The organism is Mesorhizobium caraganae (assembly GCF_016836705.1).
GTDB classification, from domain to species: Bacteria; Pseudomonadota; Alphaproteobacteria; order Rhizobiales; family Rhizobiaceae; genus Mesorhizobium; species Mesorhizobium caraganae.
Genome location: NZ_JAFCGY010000011.1, coordinates 1 through 25,866, shown reverse-complemented (window position 1 = coordinate 25,866; position 25,866 = coordinate 1). Strand labels below are relative to the sequence as shown.

Annotated in this window: 25 protein-coding genes; 8 read left to right on the top strand and 17 right to left on the bottom strand. The window is 62.8% G+C overall.

The features are described 5' to 3' along the window. Positions 1–329 precede the first annotated feature (329 nt). The 3 genes from JQK88_RS19330 to JQK88_RS19320 are packed head-to-tail and all read right to left on the bottom strand — an operon-like array spanning position 330 to position 2,440. Entirely contained in the window at positions 330–671 is a 342-nt protein-coding gene (locus JQK88_RS19330; RefSeq protein ID WP_246749923.1) for a TadE/TadG family type IV pilus assembly protein, read from the bottom strand. A 58-nt stretch (positions 672–729) separates the two neighbouring features. Further along, on the bottom strand, positions 730–1,131 hold the full coding sequence (locus JQK88_RS19325) for a TadE/TadG family type IV pilus assembly protein (RefSeq protein ID WP_312037305.1): 402 nt from the start codon (positions 1,129–1,131) through the stop codon (positions 730–732). A 55-nt stretch (positions 1,132–1,186) separates the two neighbouring features. Beyond that, on the bottom strand, positions 1,187–2,440 hold the full coding sequence (locus JQK88_RS19320; RefSeq protein ID WP_203279127.1) for a pilus assembly protein TadG-related protein: 1,254 nt from the start codon (positions 2,438–2,440) through the stop codon (positions 1,187–1,189). Between the two features lie 143 nt (positions 2,441–2,583). Between JQK88_RS19320 and JQK88_RS19315 the strand changes: the two genes are divergently transcribed. Further along, positions 2,584–3,423, top strand: coding sequence for a class I SAM-dependent methyltransferase (locus tag JQK88_RS19315; protein WP_203279126.1), 840 nt, complete (start codon positions 2,584–2,586; stop codon positions 3,421–3,423). 64 nt (positions 3,424–3,487) lie between these two features. On the opposite strand, the gene JQK88_RS19310 is transcribed toward JQK88_RS19315, so the two are convergent. The 8 genes from JQK88_RS19310 to JQK88_RS19275 all read right to left on the bottom strand — a co-directional run bounded on the left by JQK88_RS19310 (position 3,488) and on the right by JQK88_RS19275 (position 10,173). After that, on the bottom strand, positions 3,488–4,474 hold the full coding sequence (locus JQK88_RS19310; protein ID WP_203279125.1) for a methyltransferase: 987 nt from the start codon (positions 4,472–4,474) through the stop codon (positions 3,488–3,490). A gap of 101 nt (positions 4,475–4,575) precedes the next feature. After that, on the bottom strand, positions 4,576–4,866 hold the full coding sequence (locus tag JQK88_RS19305) for a TOBE domain-containing protein (protein ID WP_203279124.1): 291 nt from the start codon (positions 4,864–4,866) through the stop codon (positions 4,576–4,578). Positions 4,867–4,911: 45 nt separating this feature from the next. Next, a complete protein-coding gene (gene chrA / locus JQK88_RS19300; protein ID WP_203279123.1) occupies positions 4,912–6,303 on the bottom strand; it encodes a chromate efflux transporter in 1,392 nt (463 codons plus the stop codon). After that, positions 6,300–7,115 (bottom strand): chromate resistance protein ChrB domain-containing protein, encoded by an 816-nt coding sequence (locus JQK88_RS19295; protein ID WP_203279122.1) that lies wholly within the window; start codon positions 7,113–7,115, stop codon positions 6,300–6,302. Before JQK88_RS19295 ends, chrA begins: the two co-directional genes overlap by 4 nt. Positions 7,116–7,259: 144 nt before the next feature. Beyond that, positions 7,260–7,973 (bottom strand): nickel/cobalt transporter, encoded by a 714-nt coding sequence (locus JQK88_RS19290; RefSeq protein WP_192258340.1) that lies wholly within the window; start codon positions 7,971–7,973, stop codon positions 7,260–7,262. A 39-nt stretch (positions 7,974–8,012) separates the two neighbouring features. Then, positions 8,013–9,047 (bottom strand): cation diffusion facilitator family transporter, encoded by a 1,035-nt coding sequence (locus tag JQK88_RS19285; protein ID WP_376740434.1) that lies wholly within the window; start codon positions 9,045–9,047, stop codon positions 8,013–8,015. Beyond that, positions 9,044–9,310 (bottom strand): metal-sensing transcriptional repressor, encoded by a 267-nt coding sequence (locus JQK88_RS19280; RefSeq protein WP_203279121.1) that lies wholly within the window; start codon positions 9,308–9,310, stop codon positions 9,044–9,046. The genes JQK88_RS19285 and JQK88_RS19280 overlap by 4 nt, the downstream gene beginning before the upstream one ends. Before the next feature lie 74 nt (positions 9,311–9,384). Further along, a complete protein-coding gene (locus JQK88_RS19275) occupies positions 9,385–10,173 on the bottom strand; it encodes a 3-hydroxybutyrate dehydrogenase (RefSeq protein WP_112559470.1) in 789 nt (262 codons plus the stop codon). A gap of 220 nt (positions 10,174–10,393) precedes the next feature. On the opposite strand from JQK88_RS19275, the gene JQK88_RS19270 reads away from it, so the two are divergent. Together JQK88_RS19270 and JQK88_RS19265 are read left to right on the top strand one after the other, a co-directional pair. Continuing rightward, positions 10,394–11,182 (top strand): acetoacetate decarboxylase, encoded by a 789-nt coding sequence (locus JQK88_RS19270; protein ID WP_192258358.1) that lies wholly within the window; start codon positions 10,394–10,396, stop codon positions 11,180–11,182. Then, positions 11,175–12,335, top strand: a complete 1,161-nt coding sequence (locus JQK88_RS19265) for a patatin-like phospholipase family protein (protein ID WP_192258342.1) — start codon at positions 11,175–11,177, stop codon at positions 12,333–12,335. The genes JQK88_RS19270 and JQK88_RS19265 overlap by 8 nt, the downstream gene beginning before the upstream one ends. A 62-nt stretch (positions 12,336–12,397) precedes the next feature. On the opposite strand, the gene JQK88_RS19260 is transcribed toward JQK88_RS19265, so the two are convergent. The 3 genes from JQK88_RS19260 to JQK88_RS19250 all read right to left on the bottom strand — a co-directional run bounded on the left by JQK88_RS19260 (position 12,398) and on the right by JQK88_RS19250 (position 15,806). After that, on the bottom strand, positions 12,398–13,423 hold the full coding sequence (locus JQK88_RS19260) for a CorA family divalent cation transporter (protein ID WP_203279120.1): 1,026 nt from the start codon (positions 13,421–13,423) through the stop codon (positions 12,398–12,400). Positions 13,424–13,517: 94 nt separating this feature from the next. Further along, a complete protein-coding gene (locus JQK88_RS19255) occupies positions 13,518–15,119 on the bottom strand; it encodes an inorganic phosphate transporter (protein WP_203279119.1) in 1,602 nt (533 codons plus the stop codon). A 150-nt stretch (positions 15,120–15,269) separates the two neighbouring features. Next, positions 15,270–15,806 carry a TetR/AcrR family transcriptional regulator gene (locus JQK88_RS19250; RefSeq protein ID WP_192258345.1) on the bottom strand — a complete coding sequence of 179 codons (537 nt, stop codon included), beginning with the start codon at positions 15,804–15,806 and terminating at the stop codon, positions 15,270–15,272. 150 nt (positions 15,807–15,956) lie between these two features. Here JQK88_RS19250 and JQK88_RS19245 point away from each other — a divergent pair, with 150 nt between their 5' ends. Together JQK88_RS19245 and JQK88_RS19240 are read left to right on the top strand one after the other, a co-directional pair. Beyond that, on the top strand, positions 15,957–17,273 hold the full coding sequence (locus tag JQK88_RS19245) for an efflux RND transporter periplasmic adaptor subunit (RefSeq protein WP_203279118.1): 1,317 nt from the start codon (positions 15,957–15,959) through the stop codon (positions 17,271–17,273). Continuing rightward, a complete protein-coding gene (locus JQK88_RS19240; RefSeq protein ID WP_203279117.1) occupies positions 17,270–20,353 on the top strand; it encodes an efflux RND transporter permease subunit in 3,084 nt (1,027 codons plus the stop codon). The genes JQK88_RS19245 and JQK88_RS19240 overlap by 4 nt, the downstream gene beginning before the upstream one ends. 146 nt (positions 20,354–20,499) lie before the next feature. Here the strand turns inward: JQK88_RS19240 and JQK88_RS19235 are convergent, their stop codons facing one another. Both JQK88_RS19235 and JQK88_RS19230 read right to left on the bottom strand, forming a co-directional pair. Then, positions 20,500–20,961: a L,D-transpeptidase gene (locus JQK88_RS19235; protein ID WP_192258348.1), complete on the bottom strand. Its 462-nt coding sequence runs from the start codon at positions 20,959–20,961 to the stop codon at positions 20,500–20,502. 310 nt (positions 20,962–21,271) lie between these two features. Continuing rightward, a complete protein-coding gene (locus JQK88_RS19230) occupies positions 21,272–21,694 on the bottom strand; it encodes a hypothetical protein (protein WP_192258349.1) in 423 nt (140 codons plus the stop codon). On the opposite strand from JQK88_RS19230, the gene JQK88_RS19225 reads away from it, so the two are divergent. After that, positions 21,672–21,842: a hypothetical protein gene (locus JQK88_RS19225; RefSeq protein WP_192258350.1), complete on the top strand. Its 171-nt coding sequence runs from the start codon at positions 21,672–21,674 to the stop codon at positions 21,840–21,842. The genes JQK88_RS19230 and JQK88_RS19225 overlap by 23 nt on opposite strands. Positions 21,843–21,913: 71 nt before the next feature. Here JQK88_RS19225 and JQK88_RS19220 read toward each other — a convergent pair whose 3' ends face one another. After that, positions 21,914–22,618 carry a response regulator transcription factor gene (locus JQK88_RS19220; protein WP_192258351.1) on the bottom strand — a complete coding sequence of 235 codons (705 nt, stop codon included), beginning with the start codon at positions 22,616–22,618 and terminating at the stop codon, positions 21,914–21,916. Positions 22,619–22,663: 45 nt separating this feature from the next. Here JQK88_RS19220 and JQK88_RS19215 point away from each other — a divergent pair, with 45 nt between their 5' ends. Next, on the top strand, positions 22,664–23,440 hold the full coding sequence (locus JQK88_RS19215) for a response regulator (RefSeq protein WP_203279116.1): 777 nt from the start codon (positions 22,664–22,666) through the stop codon (positions 23,438–23,440). A 116-nt stretch (positions 23,441–23,556) separates the two neighbouring features. Further along, positions 23,557–25,644, top strand: coding sequence for a hybrid sensor histidine kinase/response regulator (locus JQK88_RS19210; RefSeq protein ID WP_203279115.1), 2,088 nt, complete (start codon positions 23,557–23,559; stop codon positions 25,642–25,644). Positions 25,645–25,866: the final 222 nt, after the last annotated feature.

Below are 25,866 nucleotides of genomic sequence, written 5' to 3'. Positions count from 1 at the left end.
GAGACTTCGGGCCACTTGGACCTAAGGCTGGGTAGCATTATCCAGACCGACGAAAATGTATGAGGATTCACTAAAAAGTTCGGAACATCAAATGGACAGGAACAGAACCAAAGCGGTTACATCAGACCTTCGAAAGCAAGCAGCAAGACTTTAGTCCGATAGAGAAAAGCCCACCACCGAGGTTTCAGCAGCGGGCTTTTAAGCGGCTACATCCACGAAGGGAATCGACCGCCTTGCAAGTACAAACTCGGATGGGGCGGCTATGGCTCCCGGTGGTTCCGTTACGGTCTGAGTTGGGCGCCGCCAACTCAACGAAAGCCGGCCGTAGCCTAGCTGGCAACCAGCGGAACGGTGACGGTCGTAGCGTAATTTATCGGATACTGGTCGAAATACGGGAAGGCGATGACGAAGGCATAGCTGGCGGTCAGATGCGCCATCTTGAAGCCGCCGCTGGCAGGGTCGATCGCGATCGTCACAACGACGTTCTGCAGACCCAGGTTCGCCAATTTCTCCGTAGCGATGGCCTGGATGTCGCTCTCCGAAAGCGTGTTGTTCAGTTGCAGCGCCCGAGAAGAGGTCTCCAGCGTATAGCGGACGGTCGACACAGCGTTCATGGCCCAGCCGAAGGCGAAGATTCCGAACAAAAGCATCACCAGGATCGGCGCGATCAAGGCGAATTCCAGCCCTGCTCCGCCGGAACAGTCACGGCGCCATCTGGACCCGATCCTTTCAGCGGACACGGATCACCTGTTGATGACTGATCGCGCGCGGGTCCGGGAAGACGCCGAAGTTGAACGGGGGCACCCAGGTGCCTGTCGCAGTTATCTGGACGAAGATGGTCGGCAGCTTCGTTCCGCCGCAGACGGTGGTCTCATCCACGACCGTGGTGCCGCACAAATAGGAGCGGACCAGCACGACCGCGGCGTCATCGGGCTTGTTGTTCCAGCTCGAAAGCGCAACCGCCTGCGTTCCCGTGTCTTTGGCCGCGTCACTGCCCGCCCCGGCCATCACCAGATTGGCCGCGGTTTTGACGCTGGCGCGCATCTGCAGGTAGCTCGTCACGTAGGACCAGCCGTCGGCGATGCCGAAACATACGAGCAGCAGGACGGGCAGCACCATGGCAAATTCCACGGCAGCTATCCCGGATTTGTCCCGGACAATGCGCAAGGCCCGCCTGCCCATCCCGCTACTCGACGAGCTGAACGGACTGCGTCGCCGGAATGTTCTTCATTCCGAGGCTGGTGCAGTCCTGCTTGATGGTCGTACTGCCGGACCACTGGATGGTGTTGGCGACGACCTGAGTGCAGCCGCCGTTCCCGGAGAAGTTGCCGAGGTAGTTGACCTGCTGCCTGGGGAAATAGATGGCGCCGGTCAAAAGCGAGTCCGCGGTGCCATTGAAGGTGCTCTGCGCCGCAGTCCCCGTCCTGTCGCCGTAGAACAGCACGCCGGAATAGGCTCCGGATGTCGGTGCGCTCAGCGTCACCTTGGCGTTGCCGTTCATGCTGACGGTGTTGCTGCCGGCCATGAAGATGGTCACCCCGGTGCAGGGCGCGGCGCAGGTGACGACCGCGTTGGCGTTGATCTTGAAACCGCCCTGCACGACATAGGTGCCGGAAGTAAGCGCGACATTGCCCTTCAGATCCATGCCGCTGCAATAGGTGCCGGCCTGGAGCGTTTGCGACGTTTTGTTGCCGTTGACGTTCCTGCACGGGTTCGTGGCCGCGGGCGTCGGCAGGCTGGAGTAGGGATCGGATGCGGGCAGGGCCTGGGTGATGTTGGACTTGCAGACCGTGGTCGCTGGATTGTTCAGCACCATGCCGCCGACCGTGATCAGGCAGTCGGCCTTGAGCACCGCCGAGCCCTGCGTCTTTATCGCGTCCGAGGCAATCGAGTCCGACATGACCGAGCAGCCGGTGAGGTTGACGGTGGTGTTGCCGGAAAAGAGCGCAGCTTGGGGGGCCGACGGACTGAGCGCCAGCACGCAGGCCTTGGAGGCGTCGGTGATCAGCGCCACCGCCCTTGCCTGTTCGGCAACGGGCGCCTGGTTGAAAATCGCCGTGAAGTAGCGATCGAGGTTCTGCTTGACGATGACCTCCACCGCCTTCTTCGCGGTGTTCGGGCCGGACAATGGCGGCGTGTTGACCTCGATCGTGCCCGGCGTGGCAAAATTGTTCGAGGTCGCCGACTGCGTCGCGGCGGCGATGATGGTCGGGTTGTCGGAACCCGCGACCTTCTCGAGCGCGCCGGCATAGGCCGCGGCATCGGCCACCGCCTGCAGCTTCAGACTGTTGTAGTACCAGAGGGAGGTCTCGACACCAAGTCCCGCGCCACCGACAACGACCGGCAAGGTGAAGGCAAAGGTGACGGCAACGTTACCGTTCGCGGCGCGTTTTAGGCGGCCGACAACAAACCACATCCAGGTGAACGCATTGAATGCCATGCATTATTAGAAACCACGAATAGATAAACGAATGTCTAAAAACTCCATTCCGATTCGACGTAGTCCGACGGGCTGGGCGCAATTGCCGCGATCGCGCCTCATGCCGCCGCTTGACGTCGGAGGTATCGCCCCAGAAACGATGAATGCGAAACATCGTTTTCATGGAGAGGTCATATGCCGCTATCGCGAACTTTGTTGCCGAAATGACATTTTACCTGTCTGAGACGAAGCTATCGAGGAAGACAGGGGGGATGGTTTCAAGACGCAAAATTGTTCAAATGTGCGGCGAGGCCGGAACGACAATCACGGGTACACTGAAGGGGCGCCTGACAGGAATGGATTTTGATTGGCAAAGCATCAACGCTTCAGCTTCGTTTGCCGAGCGCGACTACGTGACGAACAAGCTGTCGACGTGGATGCCCATTCTTGAACCGCTAAGGGACACGCCGCTTTCGATTCTGGAAATTGGCTCCATGGAAGGTCGCTCCGCGCTCTTCTTTGCCAGCTATTTGCGAAAGGCCGTCATCACCTGCGTCGATCCCTTCCACAAACGGGGAAAACGGTTCGACAGGAATTTGAAGCGCTACGCCGATCGGGTGACGAAGATTCGCGACTTCTCGCTGCCGGCGCTGATCAGGCTGCGCCAGGCAGGGGCGGAATTTGACCTGGTCTATATCGATGGTTGTCATGAGCGCGAAAGCGTCATGATGGATAGCGTCCTGGCATGGGGGATGCTCAAGCTTGGCGGCATGCTCATTTGGGACGACTACACCGACTATAAGGACGACAAGGCAAATTGGGAGCGTCCCACGTCCGCCGTCGATGGCTTCCTGGTCGCCTACGCGCAAGAGTTTCAAGAGATCTCGCGTACCAAACAACTCATCGTGAAGAAGACTGCTGATACCCCGCGCTGCCCGGTAAGGGGAAAGATCGGCTCCCGCCGCCTCAGGACCTTTGTGCAATCCATCCAGGGCTGGCTTTGAGAGCCACGGCGACGGGACCCGCCTCGGACAGACTTTCCGTCCGAAACCAGCCATTCCGTCACGATCAGCCCGCGAGGCGCGCACGAAACAACGTGCAGCCGTCCGCCAGGCGCGACCTGGAGATATCCTGGAATCCAGCCTCGGTCATCCACGTCCGATACTGACCTTCCGTGTACGATTCGCCTGCGCGATAGAGGTTCAGGAACGTGAGATTGAGAAAGACACCCTCGGGCGGGCCGAGGCGGTCGTCATCGACGACACCCCACCCCGCAATTGCGATCTCGCCTCCTTGTGTGAGGCAACGCGCGGCGTTCAGAATCGAACTGCGCGCCTGATCCGGCGGCAGGACCTGGACGACGGCCTTCAGGATCGCCAGATCGTGCCGACCGATCGATGGCGCGACAGTTATGTCGCCTTCTTCTACGACCACGTCGTCGGCACCATATTCCGACAGGATGGCTGGCGCGACCGCTGCGACCGTTGGCAGTTCCATCAGCGTCGCCGCAATGTGCGGCCACCGCTCGCGAAGTCCGACGAGAATGGTCCCGGCGCCGCCGCCAATGTCGATCACCGAACCGATCGCCGAGAGGTCCAACGCGCGGGCCAGATGTCGGCCGAAAATCACCCCGCCCGGGGCAAGCATCCGGCTGAAGGCCGCCGCGGACTCAGGCCCCGCTTCGGAAAAGTCGTGCAGCGCAGCCGGCCGGTTCTGTCGCAACGACTCGGCGGTCAAAAGGTCGGCTCCCCAGAGCTCGCGCAGCAGCGCATGGTCGCCGCCGCGATAGGTCGGCTTGGACGCGTCGAGGAATTCCGACGCTTCGGCTCCGTTGCGAAATTGACCATCCTCGACTTCGAGGAGAGCGATGCTGGCGAGCGCGTAGAGGAGCCGCGACAGACGATCGGGCTCGACCTTGAGCGCCGCCCCAAGGCTGTCGGCAGTCATCGCGTTGCCGCCGAGCCGGGTGAAGATGCCAAGATCCAGCCCGGCGCGAAGCGCCAAGGCCGGGGGCACCCCTGCGATCAGCTTGTCGATCCGATCAAAATCCACCATGTCATATCCCGTTGCGCGATCCGGGACCGACTTTGAAACAGCTCGGCTAACCTCGTCAAATCAGCTTACCAGCGCTCGCCCGCTCTCCGCGTCGAACAAGTTCAGCTTGGCGGTTCGGGTTCGACATAAAGCGTTTCGCCCGGACGCACGCTGATCCTTTCGCGAAACACGGCAACCGCCGGCACGCCGGCCATCGTCAGATGGACCTGGGTTTCGGAACCCGTCGGCGCGACCACGTCGATCGCTGCGACAATCCCCTTGCCGGAGGCAGAGAGACTGAGATGCTCCGGCCGGAAGCCGTAGCGCACCTGCTTTCCCTCCGCCGCGCTAAACCCCGGGCCGATCGGCAAAAGCGTGCTGTCACGCGCCCGCACCGCGCTCTTACCGTCCACCGCGCTGCGCGAGCTGGACGGCATAGAGCAGGATGATGCCGAGCGCTACGCAGGCAAGGCCAGCAGCGCCAGTCCGGCCAGTGCCGAGCCGGCTAATGTCGGCAGCATGCCGATCTTCAGTTTCAGCATGGCGACCATCGCGGCTGCCGCCAGCAGTGCGGCGCGCCAGTCCAGCGACGACAGCACCGGCACCTCCATCCCGAGGCCGACACGGTGCACCACGCCGAAAACGACATGCAGCGCAAACCACAGAGCAAGGTTCATTACCACGCCGACGACAGCCGCCGTGATCGCGGTCAGCGCCGCCGACAGCGCCTTGTTGCCGCGCAGCGCCTCGATGTAGGGCGCGCCGAGAAAGATCCAGAAGAAGCAGGGCACGAACGTCACCCAGAGGGTCAGCAATGCGCCGAGCGATCCGGCGACGAGCGGGCTCAGCGCACCAGCATGCCGGTAGGCGGCGACGAAGCCGACGAACTGCAGCACGAGGATCAGCGGGCCCGGCGTCGTCTCGGCAAGGCCAAGGCCGTCGACCATTTCGCCGGGGGCCAGCCAGCCGAATGACGTTACGGCCGCCTGTGCGACATAAGAGAGCGCTGCATAGGCGCCGCCGAAGGTGACCACCGCCATCAGGCTGAAGAAGCCGCCGAGCTGTGTCCACACACTGGCAGGGCCGGTCAGCGCCAGGATCAGCACGACCGGTCCGAGCCAGATCGGCAGCCAGATCGCGATGGTGCGCGGCGCGTGCCATTTCGTCGGCCTGGTATGGGTAAGTTCGCCGCGCTCGAACATCAGGTCGACCGCGCCTCTGACATCAGGCGAATTGTCCTTGCCGTGTGCGGCTCCGGAAAAACGCGCGGGCGCCAGGCGACTGCCGATCCAGCCGGTCAGCCCTGCAAACAGGATGATGAGCGGGAACGGCAGCCTGACGACATAGATGGCAAGGAAGGCGATCACCGCGATCGCCACCATCACCCGGTTCTTGAGCGCCCGTTTGCCGATGCGGATGACCGCCTCGACGACGACGGCCAGCACCGCTGCCTTGATGCCGAAGAACAGCGCATCGATGACAGGGGCATCATTGTAGAGCACGTAGAAGATGCTGAGACCCAGCATGACCAGGGCGCCGGGCAGCACGAACAGGATGCCGGCAACGAGGCCGCCGGCGGTCCGGTGCAGCAGCCAGCCGATATAAATCGCCAGCTGCTGTGCCTCGGGTCCGGGCAACAGCATGCAATAATTGAGCGCATGCAAAAAACGCTGCTCGCCGATCCAGCGCCGCTCCTCGACCAGTTCCTTGTGCATCAGCGCGATCTGTCCGGCCGGCCCGCCGAAGGAGAGCAGACCGATCTTCGCCCACAGTTTTGTGGCTTGCCCGAAGGTCGGCGCTGGGGGCGCCTCGACACCATGAGCCTTTTCGCCGGCGGCAACGGCGCTCATGTTTTGCCCCCGCTCGGCCAGTTGTGGGTTTCGTCGGTGGCGTCGCGGCACCACCTGAAAAACGCGTCATAGAGCAGCATGCCGGCCTCGAGCTGTTCCAGATCGTCGCGGAACATGCGCGACAGGCCGAGCGATGCCGCGAGGAACCCCGCCGCCTGCGGAATAAGATCGAGGCGCGCCGTGTCGGCCGCACGCACGATCAAGGCAAGACGGTCGAGCGCTTCGGATCGCAACCCGAATTCCTCGATCATGGTGTCGAAGGTGCAGCGCTCGCCGCGATGGCTCCAGAACACATCGTCGATGTCGAAGGGGATCGCCGCGAAACGGTCGGCGGCAGCCAGCACTTCGGCCGGTTCGACGAACAGGAACACCGCAGAGGGGTCGACGAAGCGGCGGATCAGCCATGGGCAAGCAATGCGGTCGACCTTGGGGCGGGCCCGCGTCACCCAGACCGTGCGGCCCCTGTCTTCGCGGCGCGGCATCTTCTCGGCCTGGACCAGAACCCCCTTGGCCGCCAGCCAGGCCTCGAAACCGCCTTCCAGGGATTCAGCAGCGATGCCCTCATGGCGCAGCCAGGCAGCGACGCCTTGCGAGAGTTTTTGGCCCCTTTGACAGATGACGACGACGTGGCATCCGGCGAACTCGGCCGCCCAGGTGGAAACCGTCTTGAAGTCGCGCCGGGATGAGGCCGGAAGCAAGCGCGGGTCGGCGTCGTAATCCTCGTCGATGCGGACATCGACAAGGACAGGCGCGTCCGGCAGGCCGACGAGACGGGAGAGCTGCGCTACGGTGATTGCGGTTGTTGACGGCATGGCGTCCACCTCCAGAGTGAGAGTTTGGACGCGATCGTTGGGCTGACGCCTCACGGGGTCGTCGCGAAGGGAACCCCTTGTCACTATGCTGGAATGATCCTTCGTGCTTGTCAATCCATAACCCGGCTCTTCGTTTCAACGTCTTCAGCGTGAAGAAATTTGCCAAACCGCCACGCCAGCAAGAATGAGGCCGGCGAAACCTTCGATGCTTCTGGACACTATGTCGAACAAGCGTGGCCGGCTGTCGAAAAAATGCACCAGCCGTTCCCGAAACAGGATCGACAACACCGCCACGCAGGACAAGGTCAGCGCCACGCCGGCCATCATGGTGACCGCAAACAGAACCCCGGCAAGCGGAACGCCTCTGGATATCGCGAAGGTCATCACGAACAGGGTCAGCGGGCATGGAATAAGGCCGGCCATGACCCCAACGGCTTCGCCCTCATGCTTGTGATGCTGGCCGTGGCTCAATGCGCGCCACAACATCCAGACGCCGATCAGGCCAAGCAACCCACGGCTGACGTCTTCCAGCAGCGGCGCTCGGCCGACGCTTCCCAATGCAATCGACACCAGCGGTAACGAGAATGCCGCGATTAGCACCGCGATCGTCACATGCGTGAAGGAGAGCGTCAGTGACACCAGAAGGCCGCGTGAAACCTTCGCGTCCGAACCGGCCAGATACGTGGCCAGGACGGCCTTGCTATGTCCTGGCGTCAGGGCATGCGCCGCACCAAACAGCACGCCCATCGGCAGAAAGGCAAGGAACGCAAGCCAGCCACCGCCAGCCGAGAGCAGCTTTATCTGATCGGCGAGCGCCAGGTAGATGGTACGCTGGAATTCGACAAGCGTCTGGAGCATCAGCCTGGACCGGCAGAAGCGGGTGGTTTTCTGCGCACGTCAGTGTTGGTGGTCGCGGTGTTCGCCATGATTGTGGTCGTGAGGATGTGGATGCTCGTGCGCGCCATGTTCGCTCGAAAACCGGATGTTGGCAGTCGCGAGCGCAGGCATGTGTTCGAATAGTTCATTCTCCAGCGCTGTCGTGATCTTGTTTGCTTCCGCGAGCCGCAACGTTTCGTCCGCAGCGATGGCGATGTCGGCGTGCAACTTGTGGCCAATCCAGCGGGCCTTGGCATCGACGATGTGAGCACCTGGCACATGCTCGCCAGCATGATGAATTTCGGCCATCACACCCGGCTCGACGCCGTCGAGCATACGGGTGAGCACCGAGCGCGCCGACTGCCAGACGATAGCAAAAATGGCGACCGTGATGAGGAACCCGATAATCGGGTCGGCCAGCGGAAATCCGAGCCAGACGCCGATAGCGCCAATGACCACGGCAAGGCTGGTGAGCCCGTCGGTACGGGCATGGTAGCCGTCAGCGACGAGCGCCGCACTGTTGATTTCCCTGCCGATGCGGATGCGAAAGACCGCGACGGCCTCATTGCCGAGGAAACCAACGATGCCTGCTGCCGTCAGCCAACCGAGATGCGTCACTGCCTGCGGATGGATCAGGCGCTCGATAGCCTGGTACCCCGCGACGATGGCGCTGAACAGAATGATCAGGACGATGACGATACCGGCGAGGTCTTCGACCCGACCCAGTCCATAGGTGAAGGTTGATGACGGCTTGCGCCTCGCCAGCATAAAGGCGACCCACAAGGGGATGGCAGTGGTTGCGTCTCCAATATTGTGAATGGTGTCGGCAAGAAGCGCCACACTGCCCGAGACAACCACCACGGCCATCTGCATTGCTGCCGTGACCGCCAGGATCACAAAAGACCATTTTATGGCCCAGATGCCCCGATCGGTCGTCGCGATGGTTGCATCGATGACGCCGTGTGTATGACCATGCGGACCGTGGTGGTCGTGATCGTGGCCGGCATGCGAACCGAAGCCGAACCAGTCGAGGGTGCGCCTGCCGAGATCGCTCATAGATACTTGGCCAACTGCTTGAGTTCCGTCAGCGAGCCGTGCGCTCCGCTCTCGGCGGTGTCGGTCAGGCAATGTTCGATATGGTCGTGGATCAGTTCTCGCTTGGCGCTGCTTATGGCGCTTTCCACGGCATGGAGTTGCTGTGCGAGGTCAACACAGGAACGATGAGCTTCGAACATGGAGAGCACTGCCGCAAGGTGGCCTTGCGCGCGCTTTAGACGCTTCACGATAGCGGGATGCGACCGATGCGTGTTGTCTGTCATGCCAGTCGACTATCCTCCCCGGGGGGATGAGTCAATCTGCAGTCTGTGGTGGCGAGTTGATCTCGGGGACGGCCCTATTGCGCCGTCCAGCCGCCATCCATCGGCAAGGTCGTGCCGGTGATCTGTTTGGCCGAATCCGAGCACAGGAAAAGCGTCAGCGCGGCAAGCTCCTCGACGGTTACGAATTCCTTGGTCGGCTGCGCCGCCAGGAGCACGTCGTGCTTGACCTGCTCCTCGGTCATGCCGCGCGCCTTCATCGTGTCGGGGATCTGCTTTTCGACCAGCGGCGTCCAGACATAGCCAGGCGCGATGGCGTTGACGGTGATGCCGTCCTGAGCGACTTCGAGCGCCACCGTCTTGGTCAGGCCGGCAATGCCGTGTTTGGCCGAGACATAAGCCGACTTGAACGGCGAGGCGACCAGCGCATGCGCCGAGGCGGTGTTGATGATGCGCCCCCATTTGCGCGCCTTCATGCCCGGCACCACGGCCTTGATCGCATAGAAGGCAGCGAGCAGATTGATGCGGATGATGGCTTCCCACTTGTCGTCGGGAAACTCTTCGATCGGCGCTACATGCTGGATGCCGGCATTGTTGACCAGAATGTCGAGGCTGCCGAAGGCCGCTTCAGCCTCGTGCACCATGGCGGTCACAGCCGCGCCGTCCATCATGTTGGCGCCGGAGTAGCGGCACTTGACGCCGAAATCCTTCTCGATGCCGGCGCGCTCCTGCTCGATCGCTGCGGCATCGCCGAGTCCGTTGATGGTGACGTTGGCGCCTTCGGCGGCAAAGGCGCGGGCAATGGCCAGGCCGATGCCGCTGGTCGAGCCGGTGACGAGCGCATTCTTCGAAGACAGGGAACCCATGGAGATCTCGCGACTGGTGGGAGGAGCTTTGACGCAGATGGTTTGTGCATCGCAACATAACAATGGCATGACCATATGTCATTGCGATTACAATGTTGTGATCCTTCACGCGCGCCTTGCGCTGGCATCGAATTGACACGACATGGCACTGTCATGCTGCCGTGCAACATAATCGTCCTGCACGTCCGCAAGATCGTTCCTGAACCGATGGGTGAGCAATTTGGAAATCGCCGATGTCGTGAAGCGTGCCTATGCGATGCCGCTGACCAACCCTTCCTTCCCGCCCGGCCCATACCGTTTCTTCGATCGCGAATACGTCATCATCACCTACCGCACGACGCGCGAGGCGCTCGAAGCCGTGGTGCCGGCGCCGCTGGAGATCGACGAGCCGCTGGTCAAATACGAATTCATCCGCATGCCTGACTCAACCGGCTTCGGCGACTACACCGAGACCGGCCAGGTCATCCCCGTCCGCTACAAGGGCCAGCATGGTGGCTATGTCCATTCCATGTATCTCGACGACGATGCGCCGATCGCGGGCGGCCGTGAACTCTGGGGGTTTCCCAAAAAGCTCGCCAACCCCAAGATCGTGCATGAGGGCGAAGTGGTGGTCGGCACGCTGCATTATGGCAGCGTTCTCTGCGCCACCGGTACGATGGGTTACAAGCATCGCGAGGCCGACCACGATCAGGTGCTCGCCTCGCTTGCCGCGCCGAACTTCCTGATCAAGATCATCCCGCATGTCGACGGCAGCCCGCGCATCTGCGAGCTGGTGCGCTATTACCTGACCGACATCATGCTGAAGGAAGCCTGGACAGCGCCGGCCGCGCTCGATCTTCGCCCGCACGTGATGGCCGACGTGGCGAAATTGCCGGTGCTCGACATCGTCTCGGCCGTCCACTTCAAAGCAGATCTGACGCTTGGCCTCGGCGAAGTCGTGCATGATTACCTCGCCGAAAACAGCCAGTCTGCTGCCGGCGCGACCAGACTGGAGAAAGTCAGTGCTTGAGCGTAACCGCAGCAAGGCAGCTGCAGCAACGATCGCGGAAATCACCGCGCAGTACGATCGCATCGCTCTGGTGTTCCAGGGCGGCGGCGCGCTCGGCGCCTACCAGGCCGGCGTCTATCAGGCGCTGGCTGACGCCGGTTGCGAGCCGACCTGGCTGTCCGGCGTCTCGATCGGCGCCATCAATGCCGCCATCATCGCCGGCAACGAGCCGAGCCGCCGGCTGCAGCGGCTGGAACAGTTCTGGCAGACGGTCTCGGGCCGCAAGATCTGGCCCTACACGCCGGAAGGCGACATCTATCGCGATATCCGCAACCAGACCTCGTCATTCATGACGATGGCGATGGGCCAGCCCGGCTTCTTCAAGCCGCGCTCGCCCAATCCCTGGCTCCAGCTGTCGGGCGCCGAAGGCGCTACCTCCTTCTATGACACCGCTGAGCTCAAGGACACGCTGGAGAGCCTGATCGAGTTCGATGTGCTGAACGACGGCAAGAAGCGGCTGAGCGTCGGCGCCGTCAATGTCAGGACCGGCAATTTCGTCTATTTCGACACCGAGAAGGTGCGCATCGAGCCGGAGCACATCATGGCCAGCGGCGCACTGCCGCCGGCCTTCCCGTCGATTCGCATCGAGGGTGAATATTATTGGGACGGCGGCATCGTCTCCAACACGCCGCTGCAATATCTGCTCGACCAGGAAGAGGACCGCTCCTCGCTGGTGTTCCAGGTCGACCTGTTCAGCGCCCGCGGCGTGCTGCCGCGCGGCATGGCTGACGTGCTGTCGCGCCACAAGGACATCATGTATTCCAGCCGCACACGCCAGAACACCGACAATTTCCAGCGCATCCATGCGCTCAAGATGAAGTTGCTCGATGCGCTGAAGCGCGTGCCACCGGAGCAGCTTAAGGACGGCGAGAAGGAATTGATCGCCGATTATTCGGATGCCGGCGTGGTCAACATCGTCCACCTGATCTATCAGCACAAAGGCTACGAGGGCCACGCCAAGGATTATGAATTCTCCGGCACGTCGATGCGCGAGCATTGGGAGATGGGCCTGGAGGATACGGAACGCACGCTGCGCCACAAGAAGTGGCTGATGCTGCCGACCAATGCCGACGGCGTCACCATACACGACCTGCATCGCGAGGATCCAACCTGACGGTTGCCTGTCCTGGCAGAAGCTGCCGGTCAGAAGCCGACTTCGTCAGTGCCTGAGTTGCCTCAGAACCTGAGATTGGCGCCGGCGCGCAGCAGCAGCCAGTAAAACAGGCCGGTCGCGGCCGCCGCGACCATCAGGGCCAGCTCGAATCCCCCCGACGTCTGCGTCAGCGGCAGGCCGGCAGTGTTCATGCCGAAAATACCGACGATCAGCGAACCCGGCAACAGCAGCGCACTCATCACCGCCAGCGCCTTCAAGCTGCGGTTCGATTCGTCCGCAAGCTCGGCAGCCACCTCTTCCTGCAACAGCCGAGCGCGGTCGTTGACGGTGACGACTTCGCGGTCGAGCCGCTGCAGCCTGGCGGCAAGCCGGTGCAGCACCTCATGCGCGCCGGCCGACAGCTTCCAGTCGGAACGGTCCTCATCCTGGAACAGTGCTGCCAGCGCCGAGATCGGCCGGTGCAGCGAGACTGCAAGGCGGCGCACATCCTTCAGCCGGCGCCTTTCGTCGGCTAGATGTTCGGTGACCAGATGATCCTCGACCTCATCGAGCTGTTTCGTGGCCGCAGCTAACCGCTGGCTGGTGTTCCTGCAGAAGGCCAGGATGATTGCGCCGAACAGCTCGAAGGCCGTGGCAGGTCGCAATCCGGCCGCGAGCTGCGCATGCACCTCTTCGACGGCGGCCAGAGAATGGCGACGGCCCGTTACCAGCAGTCGGTCCGTTACAGCGAAGTGCAGTCGGCCGATGGTGGTCGACAGGCGGGCGATTTCACCGTGCAGATCGGCGGCAATGCCATGGACGACGCCATCCTCATGCACCAGCGCCATGCTGTCCTCATGGCCCTCGAGGATGGCATGCGCCGATTCCGGCAAGGCGCAGGCATGGCTGATCCACGAATGGGCGCGCCGGTCGACGAGATCGACATGCAACCACACCCAGCCGTCGCGTGCCGCGAGTGCGGCATTGATCTCGCGTGGCGCAAGCGGCGCCGGATTTTGTCCGGGAGCAGCGTGATACGCCCAGACCAGCCCGGGAGCATGATGCTGATCGTCAGCGGCAAGCAATGTCAGATGCGATGCGTCATTCATGACTGCTGCCCGAGATCGCCCTTATCATGATCCTGAAAACGAGACGGCGCCAAACTTTGGCGCCGTCGGTAGTGTCGTTACTCACGTCACCCGCTCAGAACACTTGGCGGAAGATGATGAACAGCACGAAGGCGAGGGTGATCGAGCACGGCAGCGTCAGCACCCAGGCCAGCAACAGGTTGCGCACCGTCGACCATTGCAGGCCCGACCCGTTGGCTGCCATGGTGCCGGCAACGCCCGACGACAGCACATGGGTGGTCGAAACCGGCAGGCCGAAACGGTCGGCCATGCCGATGGTGATCATGGCAACCAGTTCGGCGGCGGCACCCTGGCCATAGGTCAAGTGGCTCTTGCCGATCTTCTCTCCGACGGTGACGACGATACGCTTCCAGCCGACCATCGTGCCGAGGCCGAGCGCCAACGCCACCGCGATCTTGACCCATAGCGGGATGAACTTCGTCGCGTTGTCGACAGCCTTGTGATAGTCGGTCACCGCCTTCAGGTCGGCGGCTTCCATCGGCAGCAGCTTCTTCTTGTCGATCAGCTTCAGCGCCTCGCCGATCAGATAGATGTCGTTGCGCGCATTGCTGACGAGGTCAGTCGGCACATTGTTGACCGAAGCGTAAGGCTGCAACGAAGCCGTGGTGTCGTGGATGTATGTCTGCAGCGCCACGGTAGTCTGGTCGCTCCAGGTCTTGGTGCGCACCGCCTCCTGCACCGCTGCCTTGGCATCGGTGACGGTGATGCCCGGCTTGACGTAATTGCCGAGCGCCGTCTCGACGCCGACCGAAGCCGCCTTGTAGGCCTCGAGATAGTTGATGTCGGGCGTGCGGTTGAGCGCATAGGCCGTCGGCACAACGCCGATCAGGATCAGCATGATCAGGCCCATGCCTTTCTGGCCGTCATTGGAACCGTGCGCGAAGCTGACGCCGGTGCAGGTGAAGATCAGCAGGCCACGGATCCACCATGGCGGCGGCGTGTTGCCCTTCGGCGCTTCGTAAAGGGCCGGATTGCGCACCAGAAGCTTCATCACATAGAGCAGGATGAAGGCGGCGAAGAAGCCGACGATCGGCGACACCAGAAGCGTGATGCCGACATTGGTCGCCTGCCCCCAGTCGACGCCGCTGGTGGCGCTGCCGGCCGGCGCCATGAACTGATTGGCGAGGCCAACGCCGATGATCGAGCCGACCATCGTGTGCGAGCTGGAAGCCGGCAGACCGAGGAACCAGGTGCCGAGGTTCCACAGGATCGCCGCAACGAGCAGTGCGAACACCATGGCGAAGCCCGAGGAAGAACCAACCTGAAGGATGAGCTCGACCGGCAGCAGCGATAGGATGCCGAACGCAACCGCGCCGCTCGAGGTCAAAACGCCAAGGAAGTTGAAGACACCCGACCACATGACGGCGAATTCAGCCGGCATGGAGCGGGTGTAGATGACGGTCGCCACCGCATTGGCGGTGTCGTGGAAGCCGTTGACGAATTCGAAACCCAGCGCAATCAGCAAGGCAATGCCAAGCAGGATCCACGGCACGGTCTTGGCCACCGCCAGATCCTGGCTGAGCGCGTAGCCGACATAAATGACACCGACGAGCACCAGCACGCCGAAGGCCGGCAGGAACCACTTCGCGCCGCCTGATTGATTGAGCGGATGGTCCGGTCTCGGAATACCCGCCTCGCTAGAAACAACGTCCACCATCGTCCCACTCCGTTTGCACTGCAGCAAAGAACCACGGGTGACGCTATGGCTGGACGATGAAGCTGATGTGACGGCTATGGTCTTTTTGATCGCGCAAGGGGCGCAGCAGCGCCGGGATTTGACCCGCCCGCTTGCATCGCCCCGATGGAACTATCCCGCAATCTCGAGCAGCGCCGATACGAGCAAGCGGCGTTCGTCGGCAGAAAGCACGTCGGAATCGAAGAGGTTCATGCTGCGCATCCCTTCGATTGCCAGAAAGCAGACCAGCAGCGTCTTGAGGTCCGGTGTCTCGCTCTTCAGCCGCTGCAGAAGCTGCGACTTGAAGGCTTTTATCGGCGTCAGGAAATCCGGATCCTCGGCGATCGCCGAGAATATCCACGAGGCCGTCGGCTTCGGCTCGTCGCAATCAGCCGCGGAGAGCCGGATATAGGTGGCAAGCAGGCTCTCGCCGCTGGCGCCGGCGACGCGGCCCGATTCCAGCGCCAGTTCGAAGGCGCGCAGGTAATTCTCCACCAGGCCCTGCATCAATTTGGCCTTGGTCGGAAAATTGTAAAGCAAGCCGCCTTTCGACACGCCGGCGCGGCTGGCGACGGCATCCAGCGACAGGCTGCCGGGGCCGGCCTCGCGTGCTACGTCGGCAGCGGCGGCGAGTATCTTGTCGCGCGAATTTGCCCTTCGGGTCTTCATCGATCCCTTCCCCCACATGAGCCTAGGCGGAATTGACAAGACCGTCCAGACGGTACAGTAAGTTCGCCGTCATTTGTAATCGGGACCTGCCCGTGGATAGGTGTCCCGAAATTCGGCTATTTTGCCGGACACCGGCCGAGGGGACAGTTCGTGAAGCGCTTCATCTCTATCACAGCAATTCTGCTTCTGCTCGCTCTGGTGTGCGTCGGCGTCGTCGGCTTCAACCTGTTCCGTGACAGCGCCATCAAACAGTATTTTGCCACCATGAAGCCGCCGGCGACGACCGTGTCGACGGTTGTCGTCAAGCCTTCCGACTGGACGCCGGGCGTCGAGGCGATCGGCACGGTGCGCGCCGTGCGCGGCGTCGACCTGACCGTCGAGACCAGCGGTGTTGTCAAGGAGATCCTGTTTCACGCCAATCAGAAGGTTGCGGACGGCGCAGTCCTGCTGCAGCTCGACGACGCCGTCGAGCGCGCCGATCTCGAAGCAACGAAGGCGCAAGTCACGGTCGTCCAGACGGCGCTGGAGCGCGCCATCGAACTGCAGAAGCGCGGCGTTAATCCGGAGGCTACGCTCGACACGGCACGTGCAACCGCAGCAGCCACCGAAGCCCAAGTGGCCAAACTGCAGGCGGTGCTCGACCAGAAGCAGCTGACGGCGCCTTTCAGCGGCACCGTCGGCATCCCCAAGATCGACCTTGGCCAATATCTCTCGCCCGGCAGCGCGGTGGTGACCTTGCAGGATCTGGACACCATGCGGGTCGATTTCACGGTGCCCGAACAGCAGCTGCCGCTGCTCAAGATCGGCCAGACCGTGCGGCTCGGCATCGGCGGCAGCGGCGGCGGCGCCGACATGCCATTTGCCGGCGCCATTCGCGGCATCGACCCCAAGATCGACGCTTCTAGCCGCCTGGTGTCCGTCCGGGGCGAAGTCGCCAACCCTGATGGCAAGCTGACGCCCGGCCAGTTCGTCCAGGTTCGCGTCGAGCTGCCGCAGGAAAAAAATATCCTGTCCTTGCCGCAGACCGCATTGACGTCGAGCCTCTATGGCGACTTCGTCTTCGTGGTCGTTCCGGCCCCCGCCGAGGCGGGCGCGGCTCCGCCGGCAAAGGCAGAGGACCAGAAGCCGGCCGCTGACAAGCCAGCCGACGACGCCGCAAAGCCGCAGGCCGAGGCCGTCAAGCCCGCCGCCGACGCGGCGAAGTCCACGGACAAGGCCGCCGAAAAGCCCGCTCCTGCTGACGCCGGCAAACCCGGCGCTGACGAGGAGAAGCCGGCGCTTGTCCTGTCGCAGGTGTTCGTGAAGCCCGGCCGCCGCAACGACGGTATGGTCGAGATCATCGAGGGCATCAAGGCCGGCGACGAGGTCGTCACCGCCGGCCAGAACCGTCTCTTCAACGGCATGTCCGTTGCTGTCGACAACACCATTGACCCCAGCAAGTCGGCTAACCAGCAGGCTCAGCAATGAACGTTTCCGATATCTTCATTCGCCGGCCGGTGCTCTCCACCGTGCTGGCCTGCATGATCCTGCTCCTGGGTTTCCAGGGCATCTTCAACCTGTCGATCCGGCAGTATCCGAAGGTCGACGAGACGGCGATAACCATCACGACCGCCTACCCCGGCGCCAGTGCCGACCTGATCCAGGGCTTCATCTCCGCCCCGATCGCGCGTGCCGTCGCATCGACCGAGAACATCGACTACGTCACCTCGTCGAGCCGGCCCTCTTCCAGCACCGTGGTTGTGCAGATGAAGCTCGGCTCCAACCCGGATGTCGCGCTGACCGAGGTGCTGTCGAAGGTGCAGGGCGTGCGCGGCACCTTGCCTGACGCCTCGAAGGACCCTGTCATCGTCAAGGGTACCGGCCAAGAATTCGCGATGATGTACATCTCGATGCAGAATCCGAACATGACGAAGGAGCAGCTCACCGAATATATCGAACGCGTGGTGCGGCCGCGCGTATCGACGGTGGAAGGCGTCGCCGATGTGCAGATCTTCGGTGCCGAAGAATATTCGATGCGCGTCTGGATCGACCCGGTCAAGCTTGCCGCGCGCGGCGTGACCGCGGCCGAAGTGCTGACCGCCATCAACAACTCCAACTTCCTGTCGGCGCCCGGCAACACCGAGAACGAGTATGTTGTGTCCTCGATCACCGTTCGCTCGACGCTGCAGACACCAGAGGCCTTTGCCGAGCTTCCGCTGCGTTCGACCGACGGCCAGGTGGTGCGGTTGCGCGACGTGGCGCGCGTCGAGCTTGCCGCCGAGAGCACCGACACCAGGGTGAGCTTCAACGGCAAGCCCGGCACCTTCCTCGCCATCTTCCCGACGCCGGCCGCCAACCCGCTGACGACGGCGGAAGCGATCCACAAGATCGTGCCTTTGATCCAGGACACGCTGCCGAAAGGCATGACCATCGAGATCGTCTACGATTCCACCGAGCAGATCAGCGCCTCGATCGACGAGGTGTTCAAGACGATCGCCGAGGCCGTCGCCATCGTCATCGTGGTCATCCTGTTGTTCCTCGGCTCGTTCCGCTCGGTGATGATGCCGATCGTGACCATCCCGCTGTCACTGGTCGGCGTCTGCTTCCTTTTGTTTGCGGTCGGATATTCGATCAACCTTCTGTCGCTGCTGGCCATGGTGCTGGCCATCGGCCTTGTCGTCGATGACGCCATCGTAGTGGTGGAGAATATCCATCGCCACATGGAGGAAGACCACATGTCGCCGATGCAGGCGGCCTTCAACGGCATGCGCGAGATTTTCTCCGCCATCGTGGCCATGACCATTACGCTGGCCGCCGTGTTCGCGCCGCTGGCCTTCACCGGCGGCCTGACCGGTGCGCTGTTCCGCGAGTTCGCGGTGACGCTGGCCGGATCGGTGGTGCTGTCCGGCGTCATTGCCGTCACCATCACGCCGATGATGGCGGCGCGCCTGCTGAAGGCCGGCGCCCCCGGCCGCTTCCAGCGCATCGTCGACGGCACCTTCAGCCGTGTCGAGCATGTCTACGAGCGGGCGGTCACCGCCTCGTTGAGAAATCGGCCGGTGACGCTGCTGATGGTCGTGGCGCTGGTCGCGCTCACCGGCTTCATGTTCACCAAGACTTCAAGCGAACTGGCGCCGGAAGAGGACCAGGGCTTCCTGCTGTCGATCGTGACGGCACCGCGCTATGCGACATCCGACTACACCGAGACCTATGTCAACCAGATCCTCGGCCTGGTGAAGGACATTCCTGAAACCAGGGCGCAATTCTCCGCCGTTGCCTTTGGCGGCGCGACCAACGGCGCCTTTGTCGGCTTCGCCTTCAAGGATTGGGCCGAGCGTCAGCGCAGTTCAAAGGAGCTTCAGGCAGACATCCAGGGACGTCTCGCCAAGGTCGCCGGCGTCGAGGCTTTCGTCTTCGCGCCGCCGACGCTGCCCGGCTCCGGCGGCGGCCTGCCGATCTCCATGGTGGTTCGCTCGACCGGCGGTTCGGCCGAGGTCTACGAGGCGGCCGAGCAGATCAAGAACAAGGCGCAGGCCTCCGGCCGCTTCATCGTCGTGCAGAACTCGATGTCCTTTGACGCGCCGCAGGTGACGGTGACCATCGACCGCGACCGCGCCGCCGCCCTCAACCTGCCGATCGCCGACATCGGCCAGACGCTGACGCTGTTGGTCGGCGGCGCCGAAGTGGCGCAGTTCGACCGCGACTCCAACAGCTATGACATCATCCCGCAGGTGCCGCAGGAATTCCGCGACAATCCCGACAAGCTCGGCGAATATTTCGTGCGCAGCGTGACCGGCGAGATGGTGCCGCTTTCGGCAGTGGTGAAGATTTCGACCAACGCCTCGCCGGCCGCGATCGAGCAGTTCAACCAGCTGAACTCGGCGACGATATCAGCGCTGCCGCTTCCAGGCGTCACCACGGGCGACGGGCTGCAGACCCTGGAGAACCTTGCCAAGGAGAGCTTGCCCGAAGGCTTTTTCATCGATTATTCCGGCCAGTCCCGGCAGGAGAAGGAACAGGGCAACACGATCCTGATCGCGTTCGCGGCCGCCGTGATCGTCATCTACCTGGTGCTGGCGGCGCAGTTCGAAAGCTTCCGCGATCCGCTGATCATCATGATGGCGGTGCCGCTGTCGATCTTCGGCGCCATCGTGCCGCTCAATCTGGGGCTTGGAACGCTTAACATCTACACGCAGGTCGGCCTGATCACGCTGATCGGCCTGATCACCAAGCACGGCATTCTCCTGGTCGAGTTCGCCAACCAGCAACGCGAGAAGCACAAGATGTCGCGAAGGGAGGCCATCATCGCCTCGGCCAAGGTGCGCCTGCGGCCGATCCTGATGACGACGGCGGCAATGGCGCTCGGCGTCGTGCCGCTGATCGTGTCCAGCGGCGCGGGTGCGGCGGCGCGTTATTCGATGGGCCTGGTGATCTTCACCGGCATCCTGGTCGGAACCATGTTCACCCTGTTCGTGGTGCCGATGTTCTACACCTTCATCGCCAGCAAGGACCTGCCGCATCACGCCGAGAAGCCGGACCCGAAGCTGATGCCGGTGCCTGTCGACTGAACTGCGACGGCCCCGCCGAACAGCAAAAGAGGCCGGAAAATTCCGGCCTCTTTTTTTGACTGGATTGATTACCGCGAAGCTCAGTGAAGCTTCAGGCGGGAGCTCGCTGTGCAGCCGCGCTGCACGACCGCTCCAACCGCAGTCTGCTACTTGACGATGACGATGCTGGTGTTGGTCGGGCCGAAGGTTTCAACCAGCTGGTAGAAGTCGGCGGCATTGTCGGGATGCAGCCGCACGCAGCCATGCGACGCCGGCTGCCCGAGGCGCTTGATGGCGTTGGTCGCATGCACGGCGTAGCCGCCGCTGAAGAACACCGAATGCGGCATCGGCGCGTTATCGTATTTCTTCGAGTACCACATCTCATGCATGCGGGTCGGCTTGAACGAGCCGGTCGGCGTGACATGCGCCCTGTCGCCGGTCGAGACCTTCCAGGCGAAGGTCGGCCGGCCGTCGACCAGCACTTCCATGGTCTGCTGCGAAAGCGAAACACGCGCCACGATCTGGTTTGCCGCAGCATGGGCGGCGTTGTTGGCGGCGCCAAGCAGGAGCGCGGCGCCGGCAGCGGCGACGGTGACGTTGATGAGTTTGGCGGAAATGGCTCTGTACATGATGGCTCCCCTTTTTGCCGGCCCGGCCGGCGTCAATTCGATGACCGCCTTATCCCTGCGTCATGTTTCAGGCTGAATTCGCTTGATGCTCGTTTGTGTTTCGAATCTGTTTCCTCTGGTTAACAAGCAAGGCGGGCAAGGGAGAAGCCAACGAGGAGCGTCTCGTCCGTCCTGCGCACTCCGGCTGTGGCCATGCCGCCAAACGAAGGCGCGGATATCCTTATATGAAAGAGGCTTGACTTCGCTCGAAACCCACTTGCAACAAAGTGCGGCCCGGGCGGCATGATCTGGTTACAGGCCAACCGCACAGTCATCCCAACGAGAACAGCCGGCGCCAAACGAAAATGAGCATCAGATCGACCACCCTGTCCTGGCTTTTCAGGATCAGCATTGCCGCATTTGTTGTCGGCGGCATCGGCACAGTAGCCGGCACCCCGATGACGAAACTGGCGGTCATGAATTCGGGTGAGGTTTCGACGCTGCATGCCGCGCTGTTCATAGCCTTGGTCTGGATTGTCTCCAGTCTGCGCATCAACCGCCTCAGGGCCTTCTGGCGGGTCGGCCTTGGGTTGAAGTGGATGCGCGGCCCCTCCGGCAACTTGCTGCCGAGAGGACCGAAGGCCCGCGCCGCAGCGGGGGGCTCCGTGGGCGGCGCGGGCACTTCGGGTTTATCCTGAAGCACCCGCGGTTTTTGATTTTTGGGGATACCGATGAAGACGAAATCTGCTGCCACGGTGCTTTCGGCACTGCTCTACGCACAGGGCTTGCTCGGCTTTGCCGGTCTCGCCACAGTTCTCCTGAAGGCCCGCGCGCAGGCTTCCAGCGACATTGTGGTCGCCAGCGAATTGCCGTCGGGACCATCGCTTCTGGTGGTGCGCTGACGCCTATGCATGCCGCCCAAAATTGCGCAGCGGTTTTGGGCGAGCCGCGTAACAATCCAGCCTTACTGCTCTCAGTCGGCGCGCTGCGTCGGCGGATCGAACCGGTAACCGGCGCCGCGTATGGTGATGATGGTTTCGGTGTCGAGCTTGCGGCGCAGCCGCACGATGCGCGAATCGATCGAGCGGTCGAAGGCATCGGCATTTTCGGCCGGCGCCGCCGCAATGATGTCGTCGCGCGTCAGCACCTTGCGCGGGCTGGCCAGAAACAGCCTGAGCAACGCCACCTGGCCCGGCGACAGCTGCTCTTCCGCACCCGAGCGGTGCATGACGATGGCCGACCGCAAATCGACGGTGGCATTTTCCAGCACGATCAGTTCCTGAGCAGACCTGCCGCGTCGCGTCAGCAGGCCGCCAATGCGCGCGGCAAGCTCCCGGACATTGAGCGGGCTTTCAACGACGTCGGCGGCGCCAAGCTCGAGCGCCAGCACCTTGTCGACCAGATCGGCCGGTCGGCAGATCAGGATGAAATCGGGCCCGGCCTTCCCGTCCACGCTCTTGCCGCCGCCATAACGCCTGAGCAGGTCCCGCCCATCCGCCTGGCTGACGCTGTCACCAACGATGACGACGTCTATGCCTCCGGCCGAGAGCAGGGATTCGGCTTCCCAGGGCTGCCGCGCCTCGCGCACGTCATGGCCACGCCGGTCGAGATGGTCGGCGAGATCGCCGGCCACCACATCGGCGACGGAAACCAGCGCGATGACGGATCGTGCAGCCATATTTTCTTCCCCTGCCCCTGCAACCGGATATGAGTGCTGGACATCATGTTTATACCCAATCTACTTTCTGCTGAAAGCGGGAGCGAGGCCATAGTGCGGGCACGAATTGTCATCGTCGAGGACGAGCCCGATCTCAGGGACGCGGTCGCCGAGTATCTCGGCGCCAATGGTTACGATGTGACCCAGGTCGGAAGCGCTGCCGAGGCGCGCACCTTGCTGGAGACCGAAGCGTTCAACCTGGCCATCCTCGACATCGCCATGCCGGGCGAGGATGGCCTGTCGCTCGGCCGCTGGCTGCGCTCGAAAATGCCGATCGGCATCATCTATGCCACGGCTGCCGGCACCGCGCTCGACCGCATTGTCGGGCTGGAGCTTGGCGCCGACGACTACATCGTCAAGCCCTATGAATTGCGTGAGGTGCTGGCCCGTGTCCGCTCCGTGCTGCGCCGGGTTCCGCAACCGAGCCCGCCGCAGGCCGCGAAGGCGCAAGCCGATGGCGGGCGCCGGCTGAGCTTCGGTCAATTCCAGGCTGACCTCGACGGTAGGCTTGTCACCGGCGCCAACGGCACCGTCATCGACATGGCCAAGAGCGAGTTCGACGTGCTGGAGGTTTTCCTGACCCGTGCCAACCGGCTGTTGACGCGGGCGGCGATCTCCGAGGCGATCGGCTTCGTCGAAGACCCGGAATCTTCGCGTGCGGTCGACATCCGCATCATGCGGCTGCGCAAGAAGATCGAAGCCGACCCGGCCAATCCAAAATTTTTGCGCACGGTGCGCGGCGAAGGCTATATCTTCTCGCTGCCGACCGGCGACGGACACTAGCAATTCCAGGAAAAGTGCGTAGCGGTTTTCCGTCCGGAACTGCGTCGGAACAAAGAGATGGAACGGGTGCACCGTTCTAGAGCCCTATCGCCCACGGCCCTGTATAGATGGCTGACATGACCGCTGACCCAGCACGCATGGACCTGAAGGGCGTTCGTCAGGGCGCCGCGATGGCGGCCGTGCGTGTCGTGCGCCGGCTGCGCGAAGCCGGCGACTGGCAGCGCGAGATGGACACCATCCTGGAGACCCTGTGCGTCGCCATGCACTGCCAGCGCGGTATTCTGTTCAGGCTGCGCGAGCTGCCCGGCCAGGGTTTTGCCCAGTCGGTCGCCGCCTACTGGATCGACCCGCGCTTCGGTGGCGAACTGGCCTCGCCGACGGTGATCATGCAATCGATCGTCGATAACGACCCGCTGCTGGAGCGGATTGCCGAGGACGAGCGGCAAGGCAAGGTCTTCGCCGGCCACACGCGCAACCTCGACGGTTTCCTCAGGACCGATTTCGAAAAGCAGCACATCAAATCGTTTCTGTCGGTGTCGGTGTTCGCCCACGGCCATCTGTGGGGGACGCTTGCGGTCAATGACTGCGTCAATGAGCGTGAGTGGACCGATGAGGAAGAGGCGGCGCTGCACATCATCGCGCTTGCCATCGGCGACGCCATCGAGCGGTCGCCGTCGGATGCCCACGCCAGCGAAGTCATCCGCCGCACCATGCTGCAGGCATCGCTCGACGCCATCATCGTCATCGACGAGACCGGCTCGATCATCGAATTCAATCCGGCCGCTGAAAAGATGTTCGGCTTCCAGCGCAGCGACATTCTCGGCAAGGACCTGCTCGACACGGTGGTGCCGGAATATTATCGCAAGGGCTATGTCTCGGGGGCCGAGTACATGTCTGGCCGCGGCGCGCCGATGGTCGGCCAGCGACTGGAGACGGTAACCCAGAATGCGGCCGGCGAGGTGTTTCCCATCGAGCTGACCGCGACCGAGATGCGGGTTGCCGACCGCCACCTCATCTTCGGCTCGATCCGCGACCTGCGCGACAAACTGCGCGCCGAGGAAGAGATCAACCGCCAACGCGAGAAACTGCACCAGAACGAGAAGATGGCGGCGATGGGTTCGCTGCTGGCCGGCGTTTCGCACGAGCTCAACAACCCGCTCGCCGTGGTCGTCGCGCAGTCGACGCTGCTGCATGAATTCGCCACCGACCCGCAGACCAAGGTGCGCGCCGAAAAAGTACGCGCCGCCGCCGAGCGCTGTGGCCGCATCGTCAAGAGCTTCCTGTCGATGGTGCGCCTGCATCCGGCGGCCCAGGCCGAGACCGATCTCAACCAGGTGATCCGCGCCGCACTCGAAGTGACAGCCTATGGCGCGCGCTCGAGCGGCATCATCATCGACACCGATTTCGCGCCCGGCCCGCTGCTGGCGATGGCCGATGCCGACCACGTGACGCAGGTGGCCGCCAATTTCCTGATCAACTCCCAGCATGCTCTGGCTGGCATTGGCGGCGACCGCCTGATCAAGGTGCGGACATTCCGCAGCGACCGCGGCAATCCCGGCTTTTCGGTCGAGGACAATGGACCGGGCATTCCGGAGGCGATCCGCGGCCGCATCTTCGAATCCTATTTCACCACCAAGCCGGTTGGCGTCGGCACCGGCATCGGCCTGTCGATCTCGAAGTCGATCATCGAGCGGCACAATGGCAATGTCTGGTTCGAGGAGGTGCTGCCGCGCGGCGCGCGCTTTGTCGTCCAGCTGCCAGCGATCAGCAGCGGTGCGGCCACGGTCGGCGACAGCCCGGCCCGTTCGAGCGGCTTGCGCCACGCACTGATCATCGACGACGAGCCCGACGTCGCCGGCTCGCTCTCCGACATTCTGGAATTGATGGGCATCAAGTCGCGAGTCGTGCCGGCCTGGACGTCCGCAGCGGCAACCCTGACCGGCCACATGCCACCCGACATCGTCTTTTCCGACCTGCGCATGCCCGGCATCAGCGGCATCGCCATCTACCGCGAGCTGTTGGCCGAGCAATCGGCGCTCGCCAAACGCTTCGTGCTGGTCACCGGCGACCTGATCGGCGCCAAGGCCGAGATCGAAGCCTTGCCGGCGCAACAGCGGCCGCAGATCCTGGAAAAGCCGTTCTCGACGCTCGACGTCCGCGGCGTCCTCTCCGCCATCGCTGACCAGGTCGCCGCCGCCGGTTGAATTTCTTTCTGGGCTGTCCCCGGATCTGTTGAGATTCAGGTCAGGCCGAACCGAGAATGATGGGGTCTGAGAACCGGAACGGAGCGTACTTTTGGGTACGTGTTGGGGTGGACGGCCCCCGACGGCATCGTGATGTGCCAGAATGAGGTCGTTGCAGATCTCATCAAGGGAGACCGTCCGTGGATAAACTTATTCGCATTGGCATGGATACGTCAAAGAGCG

What these genes read in the sequence shown, in the direction of transcription:
- JQK88_RS19260 (WP_203279120.1), bottom strand. Translation starts at nt 13,423, where the DNA reads ATGAATGACGCATCGCATCTGACATTGCTTGCCGCTGACGATCAGCAT.
- JQK88_RS19240 (WP_203279117.1), top strand. Translation starts at nt 17,270, where the DNA reads ATGAACGTTTCCGATATCTTCATTCGCCGGCCGGTGCTCTCCACCGTG.
- JQK88_RS19290 (WP_192258340.1), bottom strand. Translation starts at nt 7,973, where the DNA reads ATGCTCCAGACGCTTGTCGAATTCCAGCGTACCATCTACCTGGCGCTC.
- JQK88_RS19225 (WP_192258350.1), top strand. Translation starts at nt 21,672, where the DNA reads ATGAAGACGAAATCTGCTGCCACGGTGCTTTCGGCACTGCTCTACGCA.
- JQK88_RS19215 (WP_203279116.1), top strand. Translation starts at nt 22,664, where the DNA reads ATGTTTATACCCAATCTACTTTCTGCTGAAAGCGGGAGCGAGGCCATA.
- JQK88_RS19320 (WP_203279127.1), bottom strand. Translation starts at nt 2,440, where the DNA reads ATGGCATTCAATGCGTTCACCTGGATGTGGTTTGTTGTCGGCCGCCTA.
- JQK88_RS19235 (WP_192258348.1), bottom strand. Translation starts at nt 20,961, where the DNA reads ATGTACAGAGCCATTTCCGCCAAACTCATCAACGTCACCGTCGCCGCT.
- chrA (WP_203279123.1), bottom strand. Translation starts at nt 6,303, where the DNA reads ATGAGCGCCGTTGCCGCCGGCGAAAAGGCTCATGGTGTCGAGGCGCCC.
- JQK88_RS19280 (WP_203279121.1), bottom strand. Translation starts at nt 9,310, where the DNA reads ATGACAGACAACACGCATCGGTCGCATCCCGCTATCGTGAAGCGTCTA.
- JQK88_RS19250 (WP_192258345.1), bottom strand. Translation starts at nt 15,806, where the DNA reads ATGAAGACCCGAAGGGCAAATTCGCGCGACAAGATACTCGCCGCCGCT.
- JQK88_RS19275 (WP_112559470.1), bottom strand. Translation starts at nt 10,173, where the DNA reads ATGGGTTCCCTGTCTTCGAAGAATGCGCTCGTCACCGGCTCGACCAGC.
- JQK88_RS19255 (WP_203279119.1), bottom strand. Translation starts at nt 15,119, where the DNA reads ATGGTGGACGTTGTTTCTAGCGAGGCGGGTATTCCGAGACCGGACCAT.
- JQK88_RS19285 (WP_376740434.1), bottom strand. Translation starts at nt 9,047, where the DNA reads ATGAGCGATCTCGGCAGGCGCACCCTCGACTGGTTCGGCTTCGGTTCG.
- JQK88_RS19310 (WP_203279125.1), bottom strand. Translation starts at nt 4,474, where the DNA reads ATGGTGGATTTTGATCGGATCGACAAGCTGATCGCAGGGGTGCCCCCG.
- JQK88_RS19295 (WP_203279122.1), bottom strand. Translation starts at nt 7,115, where the DNA reads ATGCCGTCAACAACCGCAATCACCGTAGCGCAGCTCTCCCGTCTCGTC.
- JQK88_RS19315 (WP_203279126.1), top strand. Translation starts at nt 2,584, where the DNA reads ATGCGAAACATCGTTTTCATGGAGAGGTCATATGCCGCTATCGCGAAC.
- JQK88_RS19220 (WP_192258351.1), bottom strand. Translation starts at nt 22,618, where the DNA reads ATGGCTGCACGATCCGTCATCGCGCTGGTTTCCGTCGCCGATGTGGTG.
- JQK88_RS19210 (WP_203279115.1), top strand. Translation starts at nt 23,557, where the DNA reads ATGACCGCTGACCCAGCACGCATGGACCTGAAGGGCGTTCGTCAGGGC.